The organism is Campylobacter bilis (genome assembly GCF_016806695.1).
Taxonomy (GTDB): Bacteria; Campylobacterota; Campylobacteria; order Campylobacterales; family Campylobacteraceae; genus Campylobacter_D; species Campylobacter_D bilis.
On the sequence record NZ_WUED01000004.1, the window covers coordinates 85,706 to 103,010 of the forward strand.

The 17,305-nt window shown below is 30.6% G+C and carries 16 protein-coding genes and 2 pseudogenes; 8 read left to right on the forward strand and 10 right to left on the reverse strand.

The annotated features are described in order from the left end of the window. Nucleotides 1–32: 32 nt before the first annotated feature. From GRQ01_RS02805 to GRQ01_RS02845, 9 genes and pseudogenes are all read right to left on the reverse strand, one after another. Nucleotides 33–1,820, reverse strand: a complete 1,788-nt coding sequence (locus tag GRQ01_RS02805) for an aminopeptidase P family protein (protein ID WP_158334322.1) — start codon at nucleotides 1,818–1,820, stop codon at nucleotides 33–35. After that, the gene (locus tag GRQ01_RS02810; RefSeq protein WP_158334323.1) at nucleotides 1,817–3,331 is read right to left on the reverse strand and encodes a peptide MFS transporter; all 1,515 of its coding nucleotides are present in this window, start codon (nucleotides 3,329–3,331) and stop codon (nucleotides 1,817–1,819) included. The genes GRQ01_RS02805 and GRQ01_RS02810 overlap by 4 nt, the downstream gene beginning before the upstream one ends. Before the next feature lie 253 nt (nucleotides 3,332–3,584). After that, on the reverse strand, nucleotides 3,585–4,145 hold the full coding sequence (locus GRQ01_RS02815) for a hypothetical protein (RefSeq protein ID WP_158334324.1): 561 nt from the start codon (nucleotides 4,143–4,145) through the stop codon (nucleotides 3,585–3,587). Further along, nucleotides 4,138–5,240 (reverse strand): annotated as a pseudogene (locus tag GRQ01_RS02820) (hypothetical protein). Before GRQ01_RS02820 ends, GRQ01_RS02815 begins: the two are co-directional and overlap by 8 nt. After that, on the reverse strand, nucleotides 5,203–6,105 hold the full coding sequence (gene era, locus GRQ01_RS02825; protein ID WP_203121150.1) for a GTPase Era: 903 nt from the start codon (nucleotides 6,103–6,105) through the stop codon (nucleotides 5,203–5,205). The pseudogene GRQ01_RS02820 and the gene era overlap by 38 nt, the downstream one beginning before the upstream one ends. Then, nucleotides 6,102–7,421 (reverse strand): ATP-dependent protease ATPase subunit HslU, encoded by a 1,320-nt coding sequence (gene hslU / locus GRQ01_RS02830; RefSeq protein WP_158334325.1) that lies wholly within the window; start codon nucleotides 7,419–7,421, stop codon nucleotides 6,102–6,104. Before hslU ends, era begins: the two co-directional genes overlap by 4 nt. After that, nucleotides 7,418–7,960, reverse strand: coding sequence for an ATP-dependent protease subunit HslV (gene hslV / locus GRQ01_RS02835; protein WP_158334326.1), 543 nt, complete (start codon nucleotides 7,958–7,960; stop codon nucleotides 7,418–7,420). The genes hslU and hslV overlap by 4 nt, the downstream gene beginning before the upstream one ends. Then, complete coding sequence (gene rplI / locus GRQ01_RS02840; protein ID WP_158334327.1) at nucleotides 7,960–8,403, reverse strand: 50S ribosomal protein L9; 444 nt, start codon at nucleotides 8,401–8,403, stop codon at nucleotides 7,960–7,962. Before rplI ends, hslV begins: the two co-directional genes overlap by 1 nt. 15 nt (nucleotides 8,404–8,418) lie before the next feature. Continuing rightward, a complete protein-coding gene (locus tag GRQ01_RS02845; RefSeq protein WP_158334328.1) occupies nucleotides 8,419–9,639 on the reverse strand; it encodes an argininosuccinate synthase in 1,221 nt (406 codons plus the stop codon). A gap of 159 nt (nucleotides 9,640–9,798) precedes the next feature. Between GRQ01_RS02845 and GRQ01_RS02850 the strand changes: the two genes are divergently transcribed. From GRQ01_RS02850 to GRQ01_RS02865, 4 genes are read left to right on the forward strand one after another with little or no spacing between them, the layout of a single operon-like run. Further along, on the forward strand, nucleotides 9,799–10,044 hold the full coding sequence (locus GRQ01_RS02850) for an RNA-binding S4 domain-containing protein (protein ID WP_158334375.1): 246 nt from the start codon (nucleotides 9,799–9,801) through the stop codon (nucleotides 10,042–10,044). Then, nucleotides 10,041–10,448: a tRNA (adenosine(37)-N6)-threonylcarbamoyltransferase complex ATPase subunit type 1 TsaE gene (tsaE, locus tag GRQ01_RS02855; protein ID WP_158334329.1), complete on the forward strand. Its 408-nt coding sequence runs from the start codon at nucleotides 10,041–10,043 to the stop codon at nucleotides 10,446–10,448. Before GRQ01_RS02850 ends, tsaE begins: the two co-directional genes overlap by 4 nt. Beyond that, nucleotides 10,441–11,169 (forward strand): LPS export ABC transporter ATP-binding protein, encoded by a 729-nt coding sequence (lptB, locus tag GRQ01_RS02860; RefSeq protein ID WP_158334330.1) that lies wholly within the window; start codon nucleotides 10,441–10,443, stop codon nucleotides 11,167–11,169. Before tsaE ends, lptB begins: the two co-directional genes overlap by 8 nt. Next, nucleotides 11,169–12,419 carry an RNA polymerase factor sigma-54 gene (locus GRQ01_RS02865; protein WP_158334376.1) on the forward strand — a complete coding sequence of 417 codons (1,251 nt, stop codon included), beginning with the start codon at nucleotides 11,169–11,171 and terminating at the stop codon, nucleotides 12,417–12,419. Before lptB ends, GRQ01_RS02865 begins: the two co-directional genes overlap by 1 nt. Nucleotides 12,420–12,441: 22 nt before the next feature. On the opposite strand, the gene uvrB is transcribed toward GRQ01_RS02865, so the two are convergent. After that, a complete protein-coding gene (uvrB, locus tag GRQ01_RS02870) occupies nucleotides 12,442–14,415 on the reverse strand; it encodes an excinuclease ABC subunit UvrB (RefSeq protein ID WP_158334331.1) in 1,974 nt (657 codons plus the stop codon). A gap of 159 nt (nucleotides 14,416–14,574) precedes the next feature. Between uvrB and GRQ01_RS02875 the strand changes: the two genes are divergently transcribed. The 4 genes and pseudogenes from GRQ01_RS02875 to GRQ01_RS02890 all read left to right on the forward strand — a co-directional run bounded on the left by GRQ01_RS02875 (nucleotide 14,575) and on the right by GRQ01_RS02890 (nucleotide 17,305). Continuing rightward, complete coding sequence (locus tag GRQ01_RS02875) at nucleotides 14,575–14,805, forward strand: hypothetical protein (RefSeq protein WP_158334332.1); 231 nt, start codon at nucleotides 14,575–14,577, stop codon at nucleotides 14,803–14,805. After that, the gene (locus GRQ01_RS02880; protein ID WP_158334333.1) at nucleotides 14,795–15,037 is read left to right on the forward strand and encodes a hypothetical protein; all 243 of its coding nucleotides are present in this window, start codon (nucleotides 14,795–14,797) and stop codon (nucleotides 15,035–15,037) included. The genes GRQ01_RS02875 and GRQ01_RS02880 overlap by 11 nt, the downstream gene beginning before the upstream one ends. Before the next feature lie 4 nt (nucleotides 15,038–15,041). Beyond that, nucleotides 15,042–15,470: pseudogene (locus tag GRQ01_RS02885) on the forward strand (type II secretion system protein); the annotation flags it as partial. Further along, nucleotides 15,452–17,305 (forward strand): primosomal protein N', encoded by a 1,854-nt coding sequence (locus GRQ01_RS02890; RefSeq protein WP_158334334.1) that lies wholly within the window; start codon nucleotides 15,452–15,454, stop codon nucleotides 17,303–17,305. The pseudogene GRQ01_RS02885 and the gene GRQ01_RS02890, both read left to right, overlap by 19 nt.

Genomic DNA, 17,305 nt, shown 5'->3' on the forward strand with positions numbered 1-17,305 from the left:
TAGAAAAATTATTTTTTCTAGTTCTGTTATGTTTAAATCATTGCAGTTCTTTCTTGTAGCCATTTTAAAGCTACGGGATCATTGTAGAGTCTAGGAGAAAGTTTTTCATAGACTTCTTTATGATAAGCATTAATCCATGCTTTTTCTTTATCCTCTAATAGGGTTTTATCGATACAACTTGGTTCAAAAGGACAAAGCGTAAGGGTTTTAAAGTATAAAAATTCCCCAAAATCTGTGTTTTTAGGATTAGATACTTTTGTATTAACAACTAAGTTTTCAAGTCTAATACCCCATTTTCCTACCTTATAAATCCCTGGTTCTATAGAACTTAGCATACCTTCTTTAGCTTTTGTTTTTTCAAGTACAGGACTTAGGTAAGAAAGCACTTGAGGACCTTCATGCACATTTAAAAAATATCCTACACCATGACCTGTACCGTGTGCATAATCAAGCTGTTCTTGCCACAAAGGTACTCTTGTAATAGCATCAAGCAAAGGCATGCAAATGTCTTTTGGAAAAACAGTACTTGACATGGCGATGTGTGCTTTTAAAACTAAGGTGTAATCATGAATTTGTTCTTTATTTATCTTGCCTATAGGTACTACTCGAGTAATATCTGTAGTGCCATTTTTATACTGTCCGCCAGAATCTATGAGTAAAAGCCCATCTTTTTGAATGTAAGAGAAGCTTTCTTTTCTTGCTCTATAGTGAGGGAAGGCGCCATTAGCATTAAAGCCTGCTATGGTAGCAAAACTATTGCTAACATAATAAGGGCTTTGTGATCTAAATTCAGTTACTTGAGTATCAATATCAAGTTCGCTTATGCTTTTGTCATTTTTAATATTTTCCTCAAGCCAGGCAAAAAACTTGCATAAAGCTACCCCATCTTCTATCATAGCATTTTGTATGTGTGCAATTTCTTTTTCTGTTTTAGCAGCTTTTAAATGTGTGCTAGGATTGATGTCTTCTAGAATTTCAACGCTTTTATCTAAAGCACCGATCAATAAAGCAGTCATTTTTAAAGGCTCTATAAGCAAGTTCGTATTTTGGAGTTTTTTAAGCTCATTTTGAAGTTCATTATAAGCTTGAAGCTTGATTCCATCTGCATTTAAATCACTTTCAAGCTTAGGATCAATCTTGTCTTTATCTATAAAGAGTAAGGCTTGATTTTCTAAGATAAGTAAATGGCTTAAAAATACAGGGTTGTAATTAACATCATTGCCTCTTAAATTAGTAATCCATGCTATATCATCTAAACTAGAAATGAGATGATTTTTTGCTTGTAATTCTTGCATTTTTTGGCGTATAAAATTCAATTTTTCTTTTCTACTATAAGAACAATATTCTAACTCATGTTCGTAAATTTTGTTTTTAGGTAGGCTAGGTCGATCTTCCCAAACAGGAGAGATTAAATCAATATGTTTTAAGTTGGCTTGACAATTTTTTTGCAATTCCTTTTGTAAGGCTACAGATAAAACTGCAAAGTCTACGCCTAGATTATGATTTTGATTTAAATTCTCTTTTAACCACGTTATGATGGTATTATTAGCATCTTGTTTTTGAAGTATTATAGTGGTATTTTTTAATTCTTCTTCAGCTTGAAGCCAATACCTTCCATCCACCCATAAAAAAGCATCTTTGCGAGTGATCATTAATGTCCCTACAGAACCCTTAAAGCCACTTACAAAAGCCCTACTTTGATAAAAGTCAGGCAAATATTCACTCAGATGTGGATCAGCACTTAAGATTAAATAAGCATCAAGATTTTCTTTTTCCATTAATTCTCTGATTTTTTCAACTCTTGTTTTATAAATATTCATTTTTTTCCTTTTTCATTTTGTACCATTTTATAAATTGGTTTTCTTATTAAGAATAAAATTATAGCCATTATAAATAAAAACCACATACATTGTCCAAATAAATCAGGTAAAGAATCGATGTTTTTCGCATCAACATGTCCTCCTACTAAGCCTGCAACTACATTTCCTAAAGCACCTGCTACAAACCAAAGTCCCATAACTTGGCTTTTTATGAGATTAGGTGCGATTTGAGTCATTATTGATAATCCTACAGGAGAAAGACACAATTCACCTAGTGTTAAAAACCACATGCTAGCCACAAGCCAAAGCATGGAAACGCTTCCGCCTTGAGTGTTTAAAACATTTTTAGCTGCAAACATCATAATCATAAAACATATTCCAGCTCCTAAAATACCTAAAGCGAATTTAGAAATAGAAGAAAGCTCTAAATTGTGTTTTTGAAGAAATATCCATACAAAAGACATTACAGGTGCAAAAACAATAACAAATATAGAAGTGAGTGATTGAAACCATGGGGTTGGAATCTCCCAGCCAAACAGTACTCTATCGGTGAAATCTTCTGCAAAGAGGTTAAAAGAAGTAGGTTGTTGCTCATAAAAACTCCAAAAAAATGCTGCCATGAAAAATAAAATAACAAATACGACTAAATTCTTTTTTTCTGATTTACTTAAAGAACTGAAAAAGAAAAGATATAAAAAATAAATTCCTGTGCAAGTTAAAATAACAAAAATCATTTTTTTAGATAAAGAAACAGGGCTTAAATCGATCAAATTAAAATAAGATAGAATGATTATTGTTGCAATAACACCAAGGCAAGCAAGAAAAATCAATCCTATATTTTTGTTTTCATTTATAAGCTTTTCCCAATTATGTTCTAGACCAACTTCTTGATTATATTCTTTTAAATCCGGAATGGTTTTAAAATAAAAAATAATAACTGCTAAAAGCATTCCAAGTCCACCTGTACCAAAACCAAGGTGCCAGCCATATTCTTTTTGTAAAAAACCGCAAATTAAAGGTGCGAAGAAAGCACCTAGATTGATTCCCATATAAAATATAGTAAAACCAGAATCGCGTCTTGGATCGTTATTTTTATAGAGCATACCTACCATTACAGAAGCACAGGTTTTAAAAAGTCCTGTACCTACAACAATAAATCCTAATCCTATAAAAAACATTAAGGAATTGAAAATAGATAAGGCTATGCTTAAATGCCCCAAGGCTATAAGAATAGATCCTAAAAAAATAGCTTTTTTTTGCCCTAAATAATTATCTGCAAGCCAGCCACCAGGTAAAGCAGCAAGATATAAACAGCCTGCAAATATTCCTACTATGGCAGAAGCGCTTTCTCTTTCCATGCCTAAGCCACCTAAATTAATGGCTGCGGACATAAATAGTACAAGCAAGGGACGTATTCCATAAAAAGAAAATCTTTCCCAAAGTTCTATCATAGATAAGCTAAATAAAGGCTTTGGATGACCTAAAAAAGCTGTATTTATTTTTTTTTGCATATTAAAATTACCTCTTTCAAATTTTTTAAAAATACTTTGATCTATTATATAAAAAAGTATATAAATTATGAAAATTAGTAACATTTTTTGCCCTTTGCTTGTATTATATGTTACGATATGTTACCGATTTTTTTATTATTTTGTGTAATATTCATTATAAATTTTAAAAATCTTTATGGGTAGTTTAGATATTGTTAATATTTATAAACTTGATACTATTTTACTCATAAGAATTATAGAGTAAAGCTAAAGACTAGTTTTGTGTATTTAAGGTAATAAAAGAAATTGAGATTTGCAAATGAAGTTTTAAGCTTGTTATATTTTCAATTTCAATTTTATTGATTTGATAATATAAATTTGAATTTTCTAAATTTTGTATAAAATAAAGCATTTGATGAAAGTCTCCATTTAGTTTTAGAAAAATATGATTTTCATTGAGTAAATTTTTGTTTTTATGCCAGATGCGAAATTCAATCAAAGATAAGTTTTGGGCTAAATTTTCTATAGTTTTGAGAAAAAAATGTTTCTCATAAGAGAATAATTGTAATTTTTGTGCATAATCTTGGGATGTTTTTTCTTCAGTTTTTATTTGTTTAATAAGCTTTGTTTGGGTTTTTTGAAGTTGTGAAATTTGTGTTTTGAGTTCATTAAGGCAGAGATGATTGTCGGTGTTTAAGTTTTTTTGAAAAATATCTTCTAAAAAATTCTCATGGAATTTAAAGGCTAAAAATAAAGCACAAAGGCAAATAAAACAAGAAAAAAGAATTTTTTCTCTAGGGTTTAAATTTTCTAAAAATATTTCTATTTTACTCATGGATTATTTCTAGAGTGATTTTGTGTTTAGCTTCATCTTGATTTAGGATTTTAAAGTTTAAATTTAAATGTTTTAAAGCTAGTTGAAAATAATTTTCATCACTAAAAATAAGAGTGATTTTTGATTCTTCAAGCTGAAGATACGTGATTTTAATACTGTTTGTATTAAGCCATAATACAATATCATTTAGAAGGGAAGCTTTATTTTTGTTCGAATTAATTTCAGGGATTAAGGAAGAAAAATTTGTTTTTGTTGTTGTGTTGATAATGCTTTGCGTTCTAGAGTAAGATTTAAATCTTGTATTTTTGATAAAAGTTTTTCTTTGTCTTGTTTGAGTTGAGTGATTTGCTCTTGTATTAGAAAATTTTTATTTTGAATTGCTTTATTTTGTTTGTATTGTATGAAATCTTTAGATAATAAAAATAACACAACAAAGGCAAAGATAAAAATAAATAATAGCATCATTTTATTATAAAAAGGCATTTTTAATTTATTGTGTTTTATAAAATTGCAAGTTTAATCCAAATATTTTGCACTATATAAACTTAATTTTTAAAAACTGTTTTTATTTATTAAATCTTCTAAATTCAAGCATTTAATTTGTATTGTAATATGATTTTGAATAGTATGGAGTTTATTATGAAGTATTAATTTGCTTCCATAATGCTTTAAAAGTTCTATAAATCGGTTTTGTTCTAAAAAAAATTGTATATTATCATGATTGAAATTTTCCATTTTTTTGAAACTACTGAATTTTCCTTCTTTATAAAAATATAAATATAAATTCCCATTATAGAGGTTTAAAATGCAAAAATTATTTTCTTTAATAAGGTTTTCATCAAGCAAAGCTTGAAAAATTAAAGGTTCGGGAAAGCAAAAAGATTTTTTTTTCAATTTAGAAACAGGTGTTAAAAAACAATGATAGATTTCATTGTGTTTTAAAAAAGCCATTTGATAATTAAAAGGATTATTGAGTTTAAAATCTGTACTTAGATTATTAAAAAGTTCATCTTCTTGATAGGTGCCTATTTTTTGAATGTAAAGCAGATCTGTGGACTTAATAAAATTTACTTTTTTTAAAGGATTGCTTATCATCGCTTAAAATTTGAGTTAAAAATTCTTTATCTTTTTGCCAATGTTTTTTCACTTGGATAAAAAGTTTTAAAAGTACCTTTTTTTGTGCAAGTTTTGCAATTTTAAAACGTGCAGTCTTACCTATTCTTTTTAAAGTCATTCCTTCTTTTCCTATAAGCATGCCTTTGTGTGAGTTTGTATCAGTGATAATATTTGCTTCTAAAATGAAAAGTTTTGGTGTGTCTTTAGCATGTGTGATCAATACTTCGCTACTATAAGGAAGTTCATCGCTTAAATTTTCATAAATGCTTTCTAAAATAAAATCACGATAAAGTTCTTTTTCACTATTAGGGGTAAGAAAATCAGGATCATAAAAATACTCATGTTCGTCAAGATGCTTAATAATTTCGTCTAATAAAACTTTTTTATAACTTTTTTTCTTACAAGAATAAGGGATAATGGCCTTAAAATAATCTTTGAATTTTGCATATTCTTCTAGTTTTTTTAAAAGTGTAGCGTTATTGCTAAGATCGACTTTGTTTAAAACGACAATGTGAGGCACTTTTGGGTTTAAACCAAGAAAAGCTTCATAATCTTTTGTACTATCAAAAATGCTTGCGACAAATAAAATCACATCGCAATCTTGCATAGCTTTAATAGCGCTTTGTACAAGCAATTGATTTAGGGTTGTACTGCTTTGGTGTAGTCCTGGTGTATCTGTGAAAATGATTTGATTTTTTTCATGCATTACTATAGCTTTGATTTTGCGTCTTGTGGCGTTTTGTTTATGAGAGACTAGGGCGATTTTTTCTTCAAGCAAGGAATTGATTAAAGTGCTTTTTCCTGCATTGGTTCGCCCTATAATACTGACAAAGCCACTTTTCACAAAATATACCTTGCAAGGTCTTTATTTTCTATGATATCTCCAAGTTTTTCATTAACCATTTTTTTATCAACTATGAATTTTTGACCCGCATACTCATCAGCTTCAAAGCTTAAATCTTCAAGCAATTTTTCTATCACTGTATGTAAGCGTCTAGCTCCTATATCTTGCATTTCTTCATTAGCTCTTGAAGCGATTTTAGCGATTTCTTTAATGGCTTCATCTTCAAATTCAAGCTCTAAATTTTCGGTTTTTAAAAGTTCACAATATTGTTTTAAAAGTGAATTTTTTGGGCGTGTTAAGATTTCATAAAGTGCTTTATCATCCAAGCTATCAAGTTCTACTCTTAGAGGAAAACGTCCTTGAAGTTCTGGGATTAAATCGCTAGGCTTGCTAAGATGAAATGCCCCTGCAGCAATGAAAAGGATATGATCGGTTTTTAAAGTTCCTATTTTTGTTTGTACATTTGATCCTTCTACAATAGGAAGCAAGTCTCTTTGTACACCTTCTTTGCTTGGATCTTGTCGGTTTGAATTTCTACTTGAAACTGCAATTTTATCAATCTCATCGATAAAAATAATGCCTTCATTTTCTGCTCTTTTTAGGGCTTCACTTTTGATGTTTTCTTGATCTAAAATTTTCTCTGCAGCTTCTGTTTTTAATGCGTTTTTAGCATCTTTGATTTTCATTTCTTTTTTGACTTTTTTACTGCCAACCCCAATGACTTTGACTACATCTTGCATTACACCCATTTCAGGGGGTAAATTAGGATTGGTATCGAACATATTTTGAGAAATTTCTATTTCTATAGTGCTTTCATCAAGATCGCCTTTTCTTAGTTTGGTTTTCATTTTTTCAAGGCTATTTTTGTATTCTTCTTGTTTTTCATCACTAATACCTTTAGGTAAAGGTGGTAAGAGTTTTTCTAAAATCTTATTTTCTATAAATTCTTCAATTTTATCTTTATTTTTTTCTCTTTGTTCGTTTTTTACTAAATTTAAAGCTGCATTGGCTAGATCTCTTACCATGCTTTCTACGTCACGTCCTACAAAACCCACTTCTGTATATTTGCTCGCTTCAATTTTAATGAAAGGAAAGCCCATCATTTTAGCTAGGCGTCTAGCAATTTCAGTTTTACCTACACCTGTTGATCCTATCATTAGGATATTTTTTGGGACTATATCATCTTGTAATTGAGGGCTTAATTGCATTCTACGATAGCGGTTTCTTAAAGCTATAGCGATGATTTTTTTGGCTTTTTTTTGACCTATGATATAATCATCTAAAAATTTAACAATTTCTTTTGGGGTTAGATTCATTTTTCATCCTCTATCACATAAGTTTTGATATGGGTGTTTGTGTAAATACAAATTTCACCCGCAATTTGAAGACTTGATTTAACAAGTTCTTCTTCATCTAAAGAGCTGTGTTTTGCTAAGGCCCTTGCAGCAGAAAGTGCGTAATTTCCACCGCTTCCTATGGCTGCGATTTGCCCATCTTCAGGTTCTACCACATCTCCAGTTCCAGAAAGCAAGAAAATATGATTTCTATCTAATACTAGCATCATAGCTTCAAGTTTTCTTAGATATTTGTCTTTTCTCCATTCTTTAGAAAAATCAATAGCAGCTTTTAAAAGATCTCCTTTTGAACTTTGAAGAAGGTTTTCAAACATATCAAAAAGATTGAAAGCATCAGCAGTAGATCCTGCAAAACCTGCTAATACTTTGCCATTATTAAGCTTTCTGATTTTTACTGCATTGGCTTTTAAAATAGTATTTCCAAAGCTTACTTGACCATCTCCTCCGATTACAGATTTGTTTTTGCCTTTATAAGCTAGAATTGTTGTTGCATGAAACATTATTGTGCCTTTATGTTTATATTTAATTTTGCGTGGATTGCATGACCTAGTTTAATGCTAATTTCATGAAGTCCAAGACTTTTTAAAGTGTCGCATTCTAGAGTTTTTTTGTCAATTTCTATATGTGTTTGTTCTTTTAAGGCATGAGTGATTTCATCTTTAGTCACTCCGCCAAATAAATTCCCATTAGCACCTACGGGCTTTGAAATTTCAAGTGTGATTTTACCAAGCTCTTCTTTTAATTTTTCTAAATTTGCAAGTTCAAAGCGTAAATTTTCCATTTCTTTTTTCTTATCACTTTCATATTTTTTTAAAACCTCATTAGTAGCTGCTTTAGCAAAGCCTTTAGCGATTAGAAAATTTTGACCATAACCATCTTTTACTTCTTTTACTTCTCCTGCTTTTCCAAGATTTTTAACATCTTTGATTAATAATACTTTCATTGTGTTTTCCTTGTATTAAAATTTTCTTTTATTTTTTCCTGCGATAATAAAGCGTAAAGCATTAAGTCTAATAAAACCGGCTGCATCTTTTTGGTTATACACTTCATCTTCTTCAAAAGTGCAATAAGCTGTATTAAATAAGCTATCATTAGCACTTTGGCGGCCTATGACTGTTACATTGCCTTTATAAAGTTCAAGTTTTACACTTCCATTAGCATGGATTTGAGATTCATCAATTAGGGCTTGAAGCATCTTTCTTTCAGGAGAGAACCAATAGCCATTGTAAATTAAGCTTGCATATTTTGGCATTAATTCGTCTTTTAAATGTGCTGCTTCTTTATCAAGTGTGATGCTTTCAAGTGCTCTGTGTGCTTTTAAAAGTATAGTGCCTCCTGGTGTTTCATAACAACCACGACTTTTCATACCCACATAGCGATTTTCTACTATGTCAAGACGCCCTATACCGTGTTTAGCACCTAGCTTGTTAAGTCGGCTTAAAAGCCCTGAAGGGCTTAATTTCTCACCATTAATAGCGATTAAATCTCCTTTTTGGAAATCTAATTCTATGATTTCACTCTCATTGGGAGCATCTTTTGGATTTTTTACCCATCTCCACATGCTTTCTTCAGGAGTTTTTGCTGGATCTTCTAAAATGAGTCCTTCATAAGAAATATGAAGTAAATTAGCGTCCATAGAATAAGGAGATTTGCCTTTTTGCTTAGAAATATCAATGCCATGTTTTTGTGCATAAGCTAGGAGTTTTTCACGACTATTTAAATCCCACTCACGCCAAGGGGCAATGATTTTTAAATCAGGATTAAAGGCAAGATAGGCTAATTCAAAGCGTACTTGATCGTTGCCTTTACCTGTAGCACCATGGCTTATTGCATCGGCTTTTGTTTTTAAAGCAATTTGTGCTTGGGTTTTAGCGATTAAAGGTCTTGCTATGCTTGTTCCAAGCAAATACTCTCCCTCATAAATAGTATTAGCTCTAAACATAGGAAATACATAATCTTTAACAAATTCATCTTTTAAATCTTGAATGAAAATATTTTCTTCTTTTACGCCTAAAGAAAGGGCTTTTTTTCTTGCGGGTTCGAGTTCTTCACCTTGGCCAATATCAGCTGTAAAGGTTATGACTTCACATTTGTATTCATCTTGAAGCCATTTTAAAATAATACTTGTATCAAGTCCACCAGAATAAGCTAAAACCACTTTTTTTATTTCATTGTTCATTTAAAGATATCCTTTATTAATGAGTGTTAAAAACGATCAATATTGTATCTAAAATACTTTAAAGAAAAGTTTTTTTAGCTTTGTTTTTTCAAAGAAAGATGAAGGATGGAAGTAAGGTTTGTTTCAAAACATTTGATTTTTTTTGCTAAAATTATTTTTATGAGAATTGATAAATTTTTAAATGCAGTTAATATTATTAAAAGACGTGCAATTGCTGAAGATATGTGTAGGAGTGGGGTTGTGGGGATTAATGGCGTTATTGTTAAAGCAAGTAAAGAAGTTAAAATAGGAGATATTATCACTTTATATTTTATTCAATACACTCAAAGTTATAAGGTTTTAGCTTTGCCAAGTACTAAAAATATTCCTAAAAATGCACAAAATGAGTATGTGGTGAAATTATGAAAGAATTTATTTTAGCCAAAGAGGAGCTTTCAATTATGCTTAAACATTTGCCCAAAAGTGGCGTTGTTTTGCTTGAAGGGGATTTAGCTAGTGGAAAAACAAGTTTAGTTCAAGCTTGGGTTAAGTTTCTAGGTCTTAATGATAAGGCGGATTCTCCTACTTTTTCTATAATGCAAAAATACCATGATCAAAACATTTGCATTTATCATTATGATATATACCAACAAGGCTTAGAAGGGCTTTTGATTAATGGTTTATTTGAAAATTTTTTTGAAGAAGGTTTGCATTTAGTGGAATGGGGTGATGAAAATTTAAAAAAGGCTTTATTAAAACTTGGAATTTTAAGCATGCAGATTAAAATCAGCCTTAAGGAAAATAAAAGAAAGTATCAAATTTATGAGTAAATTAGAAATTATCAATTTAGAAAAAATCATTAAAAAAACCAAAATTATCCATGGAATTTCTTTAGAAGTTAATAGTGCAGAAGTCGTTGGGCTTTTAGGTCCAAATGGAGCGGGTAAAACAACGACATTTTATATGATATGTGGCCTTATAGCCCCTAGTAGTGGAAGGGTTGTTTTAGATGGTTTAGATATTACGAAAAATCCTTTAAATAAACGTGCAAGATCAGGTATAGGGTATTTACCTCAAGAAAGCAGCATTTTTAAAGATTTAAGCGTGGAAGAGAACTTGCTTTTAGCAGCACAAATTTTTTATAAAGATAAGAAAATTTTACATGATAAAGTCGAGCAAATGCTTGAACTTTTAAGTATAGAGCCCATCCGTTTAAGGAAAGGTTTGAGTTTAAGCGGTGGTGAAAGGAGGCGTTGCGAGATCGCTAGAAGTCTTATATGTGAGCCTAAATTTTTGCTTCTTGATGAACCTTTTGCTGGTGTTGATCCTATAGCAGTAGCTGAGATTCAAACTTTAATTAAAGAGCTTAAAAGGCTTGATATAGGAGTATTAATTACTGATCATAATGTGCGTGAAACTTTAGCTATTTGTGATAGGGCTTATGTTATAAAATCAGGTTCTTTGCTTGCTAGTGGGAATGCAGATGAAATAGCTACAAATAAAGATGTAAAAAAATATTATCTAGGAGCGGAGTTTAAACTCCTTGATTGATGCTAAAGCAAAAAATTTCTCAAGTACCTAAGAGTAAAATTTCTCAGACTTTACGTTCTTGGTTGCCTATTTTACAAGCAAATATAGAAGATTTAAAGGAGAATTTAGATCAATTTTCCCAAGAAAATCCTTTTTTAAGCGTTAAAGATTCTATACAAACTTGTGCTAATGGTAAGAATTATTTTGATTCATTTTATAAACATAATGTCAATTCAGCTTTAGTAGATAGTAAAGGCATAGCTAAAAAAAGTGTTTATGAACTTTTAAATGAACAAATTCTTCCTCCTCTTTTTCCTACAAGTAAATCTCAAGAACTTGCAAAAAAGATTATAGAGTGTTTAAATGAAGAGGGTTATTTTGAGTATGATAAGAATATTTTAAAAGAATATTCTTTAGAAGAGCTTGAACGTGTAAGATTGAGATTTCGATTTTTAGATCCTGTGGGCGTGGGTTCAAAAGATTATAAAGAAGCTTTTTTATTTGCACTTGATAATATGCAATTGGATGAAAAATTGGATGAATTTTGTAGAGTTTTGATCATGAATTTTGAAAACATACAAAAATATACTAAAGAACCTTTGTATAAAGAAGCTTTAGGAGTGATTAAGCGTTTTAGTACTCCTCCTTTTTTAGAATATTTTGAAGACTCTCGTGTGATAGTTCCTGATATTTTCGTTTATAAAGAAGAAGGTGAAATTAAGGTAAAAATCAACGATGATTATTATCCTGAAATTTCTATACAAACTGATGGTTTAGAACATGATTTTTTAAGCCATTATATTAAAGAAGCAAAAAATTTAGTCGATGCTTTAGCAATGCGAAAGGCAACTCTTTATAAAATAGGGCTTATGATAGTAGAATATCAGTATGATTTTTTTATGGGTAAAGAAATCAAGCCTATGACTTTTAAGGATTTAGCGCTTGATTTGGGTCGTAATGCTTCTACCATTTCAAGAGCTGTGGCAAATAAATATTTAAGTTGTGAAAGAGGCCTTATACCTTTGCGCGATTTCTTTTCTTTTGCTTTAGATGAAGAAGGAGAAACTTCAAATGTCGGGGTGAAGGAATTTATAGTTAATTTAGTAAAAAATGAAAATCATAATAAACCTTTAAGTGATAGCAAGATCTTAGATCTTATTAAAAAGCAATTTCATATTGATATAGGACGAAGGACTATTACAAAATACCGTAAGCATCTTAATATAGCAAGTTCTACAGACAGAAAAAAACTTTATGAGTTAGAAGGATAGTTTTTAGTAAAATATCTTATTCTTATAAATCTTTAAGCTTATGAATTTCATCCCTAAAAGCTGCTGCTTTTTCAAATTCAAGTGCTTTAGCTGCTTCTAGCATTTGTCTGCGTAGTTCTTTGATGAATTTGGCTCTTTCTTTAGCTGGCATTTTTTCTAATTTTTTTCCTTTGCGATAAATGATACCTTGATCTTCTTCGTTTTTAAGACTTTCTTCTATGTGACGCTTGACTGAAGTTGGGGTAATATTATGCTTTTTATTATAAGCTGCTTGCAATTTACGCCTCTCATGGGTTATATCCATGGCTTCTTGCATGGATTTTGTGATTTTTTTACAAAAAAGCAAAACCTTGCCATTGACATTCCTAGCAGCTCTTCCTATGGTTTGAATAAGGCTTGTAGTACTTCTTAAAAATCCTTCTTTATCTGCATCCATAATCGCAATTAATGAAACTTCAGGTAAGTCAAGTCCTTCTCTAAGCAAATTAATACCTATAAGTATATCAAAAGTACCATTTCTTAAATTACGAATGATTTCATTACGTTCTACAGCATCAATATCAGAGTGCATGTATTTTACTTTCATGCCTAATTGTAGATAATACCTTGTGAGTTCTTCAGCAAGCTTTTTAGTAAGTACAGTGACTAAAACACGTTCGTTTCTTTCTATGACTTTTTTAGCTTCATCAAATAAAATTTCAACTTGATTATCGCTATCTTTAAGTTCTATAAAAGGATCTAATAACCCTGTAGGGCGCATGATTTGATGAAAAATATTTTCCTTGCTTAACTCAAGCTCTAAAGGTGCAGGTGTAGCCGATACAAAAAGAAATTGACAATTTTTATGGATAAACTCATCAAACATCAAAGGCCGATTATCTAATGCTGAAGGCAAACGAAAACCATAATCAACCAAAGTTTGCTTTCTGCTTCTATCGCCTGCGAACATACCGCGAAATTGCGGCAAAGAAACATGGCTTTCATCTACAATAACAAGAAATTTCCTATCTTTTATAGCAAAATAATCAAAAAGTGTGTAAGGCGTGTCGCCTTCTTTTAATCCTGTTAAATGTCTTGCATAATTTTCAATGCCTTTGCACATGCCTGTGCTATTTAGCATTTCAAGATCAAATTCTACCCTTTGCTTAAGACGTTGATATTCTACGAGCTTGTTTTCGTGTTCAAATTGGGCTAAGCGTTGGTTTAATTCTATTTTTATATCATTTATAGCTTGTTTTAAGCGTGTTTGACCTACGCTAAATTGGCTTGTAGGATAGAGTATAAAGCGTTTTAAATCTTTACCTTTTTTGCCTTCTAAAACATTATAATGATACATAGCATCTAGCTCATCGCCAAAAAATTCAAGTCTTACTACTTCATCTTCATAATAAGCAGGATAAATGTCTATAATATCGCCTTGAACACGAAAATCAGCACGATCAAAGAAATTGTCATTTCTTTTATAACCCATATCCACTAGCTTTTTTAAAAGTTCTTTTTGTGAAATTTGCATGCCTAATTCAAAGATTAAAACCATACCTGTGTATTCTTGAGGATTCCCTAATCCATAATTTGCCGATACACTAGCAATGCATACAACATCTTCATAGCTTAAAAGAGAGGCTGTTGCACTTAATCTTAAACGTTCTAAATCTTCATTTGTAGAACTGTCTTTTTCTATGAAAACATCCGTACGAGGGATATAAGCTTCAGGTTGGTAATAATCATAATAAGATATAAAATATTCTACATGGTTATTAGAAAAAAAGCCTTTAAATTCGCTATAAAGTTGTGCACAAAGGCTTTTATTATGACTCATGATAAGAGTTGGCATATTTAATTCTTTAATAACATTTGCCATGGTAAAGGTTTTCCCGCTTCCTGTAACGCCTAGTAAGGTTTGGTATTTGTTGCCTTTTTTGATGCTATTGACTATACCTTTGATGGCTTTTTCTTGATCAGGACTTGGTTTAAATTGACTTGTTAGTTCTAACATGATTTTCACTTTTTTAATTGATTCAATGAAAAATTCTAAAAGAAAATACTTTAATTAAAAATTAATCAACAATAAAAACCTAAAATTAAATTTTTTTCTGCTACAATTATAAAAATATTTTCCAAAAAATTATAAATTTCCAAAAGATAAGGCAAAAATATGTTTGATGAAAAAATAATCAATACTATGACTGATAAAGTAAATGAGTTGATAGAAAAGTATAATGAAGTTTGCAAGGCTAATGAAGCTTTAAGAAATGAGCTTGTTAGTGTCAAAGCACAAAATGAAGCAAAGAGTAATCAAATCATGCGTTTAGAAGAAGAGCTTAAATCTCGTAATATAGAAAGCGAAGATATTTATAAGAAAATAGAGGCTGTTCTTGGCAGATAATCTTAAACAAGTTATTATTAATGTCAATGCGAAAGATTTTATTGTTAAATGCAGTGAAGAATTTGCGAATTTTTTAGAGGATGATATTGCTTTTATTTCTGGTGGCACCAAAAAAATAGAATTAAAACATTTTGTCGATGCTTTTGTAAAAAAAAGCTATGAAAATTATATTTTAGAAAGAGAACTCAAAAAGCTAATAAAAGCCATCAATGAAGAACTTCCCATAAAATGAAAAAGCATTTACTTTGCTTGAACTTGTTTTTGTCATGTTGATTCTAGCGATTTTGGCAAGTTTATCTTTATCCTTTATAGGCACTACAAAGGATAAAGTAAAAATATTAAAATTAAAAACTGATTATGAAATGTTAAATTCCGCCCTTGCACTCATGCGCACTCAAATGAAACTTAAAAATTTAAATTTCCCAACTGTTTTAGAACATGCAAAAATCAATCATCCTAAACAAAAGCTTTTTTATTGTTTGAACGATTGTGCTTATTCTTTATTAGATACGCCTATTTATTCTGATTTTAAATTTTGGATGAAAACGGGTGAAAATCATTATAGTTTTGCTTTAAATGCTAAAGAGAAAGTTGATTTTGTTTATGATTTTAAACAGGGTTTGTTAAAATGTATAGAAAGTTTTAGATGCAAAGAACTTCTATGAAATATTATGAACTTGCTATTTGTGGTTTGTATTTAGATAATTTAACCTTTCATAGTGCTGATGAGATTGATCCTTTAACACAAGTTTTTGTGGATTTAAGAACTAAAAAAAATCTTAAAGCCATTGTTATTAAACAATGTCCTAAGCCTGATTTTAAAACCGCACCAATTAAAGAAATCACACCATATTGTTTAAGCCCTTTGCAAGCTGAATTGGCAGATTTTATTGTGTATTATTATGCTTCAAAACTCGGTTTTGTTTTGGGTTTTTTCCACGCAAGCATGCAATATCAAAGCCATAAAATTTGTATAGAAAATACTCCTAAGCTAAGCTTTAAGCAAGAGCAAGCTTTAGCTTTTATCAAGAAAGAAAATCCTTCTTTGCTTTTTGCTGATACAGGCAGTGGTAAAACCGAAATTTATATTTCTTTGATTAAAGAATATTTAGAACAAGGCAAGCAGGCTTTATTATTAATGCCTGAAATTGCTTTAACAGCCCAAATGCAAAAGCGTTTAGAAGTCTATTTTAAAGACAGTTTTTTTCTTTGGCATTCTAAAATTTCAAAGAAAAAAAAGCAAGAATGTTTAGAGTCTTTTTCTAAAGGTAAAGCACTTTTGATTGCAGGTGCTAGGTCGGCTTTGTTTTTGCCTTTTAGAAATTTAGGACTTATTGTAGTGGATGAAGAGCATGATAATTCCTATAAGGCTTCAAATCAGCCTTTTATTAATATAAGGGATTTAGCGCTTTTTTTAGGACAAAAAAGCGGTATTAAAGTGGTTTTAGGATCAGCTACTCCTTCATTAACAAGTTTTTATAAACATCGAAGTTTTCGACTTCAAGGTACTTTTTTTAAAAGCAAAAAGCATTTTTTATATGATGAAAGTGAGCTTAGTGTAACACCTATGCTTTTAAACGAGTTGCAAAAAAGCTTAGATCGTAAAAAGCAAGCTATCGTTTTTTTACCTACAAGGGCTAATTTTAGACAAATTATTTGCAAAGATTGTGGAGAAAGCATTCAATGTCCTTTTTGTTCTATTGCTATGAGCATGCATAAAAAGAAAAAGATTTTAAAATGTCATTATTGTAATTATACTTCTTTAATAGAGCAAAATTGTCCTAACTGTCAAGGCCAAATGTTAGAAGCTAAAAAAATGGGCACAGCTGAACTTCAAGAGCTTTTGCAAAATGCTTTGCCTTTGGCAAATATAGCTAAATTTGATAGCGATGAAATTACTAGTATTCAAAAATTAAATACCATTTTAAAAGCTTTTAATGATAATAAGATTGATGTGCTTATTGGAACCTCTATGCTTGCTAAAGGGCATGATTATCATAGTGTGGATTTAAGTGTTATTTTAGGACTTGATGAGTATTTGTTTCGTCCTAGTTTTAAAGCAAGTGAAGAAACCTTAGCCTTAGCAATGCAAGTTGCAGGAAGAGCCGGACGCAAAGGCGAGGCTAGAGTGCTTTTACAAACCAAAAATAGGGCTTTTTTTGAAAAGTATATTAAAGATTACGATGCTTTTTTAAAAGATGAGCTAGAAAATAGAAAAGAGCTTTATCCGCCTTTTATCCGCCTTTTAAGAGTGCTTATAGAGGATAAAAATCAAAAAAATGCCCAGCAACTTTGCGAAAGACTTGCAAGCCAATTTCAAAAAATGCAGCAGGTGCAATTAGTAGGCTATGGTGTTTGTAGTGTTGAAATGCTACAGGGAAAATACCGTTTTTATTTGTTATTTAGAAGTCAAAATTATAAAGCTTTAGTTGCGATTGAAAACTATGTTTTGCAATTTAAAAATGTCAATGCTGATATAGATCCTATTGATTTTATATGA

What these genes read in the sequence shown, in the direction of transcription:
- GRQ01_RS02810 (WP_158334323.1), bottom strand. Translation starts at nt 3,331, where the DNA reads ATGCAAAAAAAAATAAATACAGCTTTTTTAGGTCATCCAAAGCCTTTA.
- hslV (WP_158334326.1), bottom strand. Translation starts at nt 7,960, where the DNA reads ATGTTTCATGCAACAACAATTCTAGCTTATAAAGGCAAAAACAAATCT.
- GRQ01_RS02845 (WP_158334328.1), bottom strand. Translation starts at nt 9,639, where the DNA reads ATGAACAATGAAATAAAAAAAGTGGTTTTAGCTTATTCTGGTGGACTT.
- rplI (WP_158334327.1), bottom strand. Translation starts at nt 8,403, where the DNA reads ATGAAAGTATTATTAATCAAAGATGTTAAAAATCTTGGAAAAGCAGGA.
- hslU (WP_158334325.1), bottom strand. Translation starts at nt 7,421, where the DNA reads ATGAATCTAACCCCAAAAGAAATTGTTAAATTTTTAGATGATTATATC.
- tsaE (WP_158334329.1), top strand. Translation starts at nt 10,041, where the DNA reads ATGAAAGAATTTATTTTAGCCAAAGAGGAGCTTTCAATTATGCTTAAA.
- lptB (WP_158334330.1), top strand. Translation starts at nt 10,441, where the DNA reads ATGAGTAAATTAGAAATTATCAATTTAGAAAAAATCATTAAAAAAACC.
- uvrB (WP_158334331.1), bottom strand. Translation starts at nt 14,415, where the DNA reads ATGTTAGAACTAACAAGTCAATTTAAACCAAGTCCTGATCAAGAAAAA.
- GRQ01_RS02865 (WP_158334376.1), top strand. Translation starts at nt 11,169, where the DNA reads ATGCTAAAGCAAAAAATTTCTCAAGTACCTAAGAGTAAAATTTCTCAG.
- GRQ01_RS02890 (WP_158334334.1), top strand. Translation starts at nt 15,452, where the DNA reads ATGCAAAGAACTTCTATGAAATATTATGAACTTGCTATTTGTGGTTTG.
- GRQ01_RS02875 (WP_158334332.1), top strand. Translation starts at nt 14,575, where the DNA reads ATGTTTGATGAAAAAATAATCAATACTATGACTGATAAAGTAAATGAG.
- GRQ01_RS02815 (WP_158334324.1), bottom strand. Translation starts at nt 4,145, where the DNA reads ATGAGTAAAATAGAAATATTTTTAGAAAATTTAAACCCTAGAGAAAAA.
- GRQ01_RS02805 (WP_158334322.1), bottom strand. Translation starts at nt 1,820, where the DNA reads ATGAATATTTATAAAACAAGAGTTGAAAAAATCAGAGAATTAATGGAA.
- GRQ01_RS02850 (WP_158334375.1), top strand. Translation starts at nt 9,799, where the DNA reads ATGAGAATTGATAAATTTTTAAATGCAGTTAATATTATTAAAAGACGT.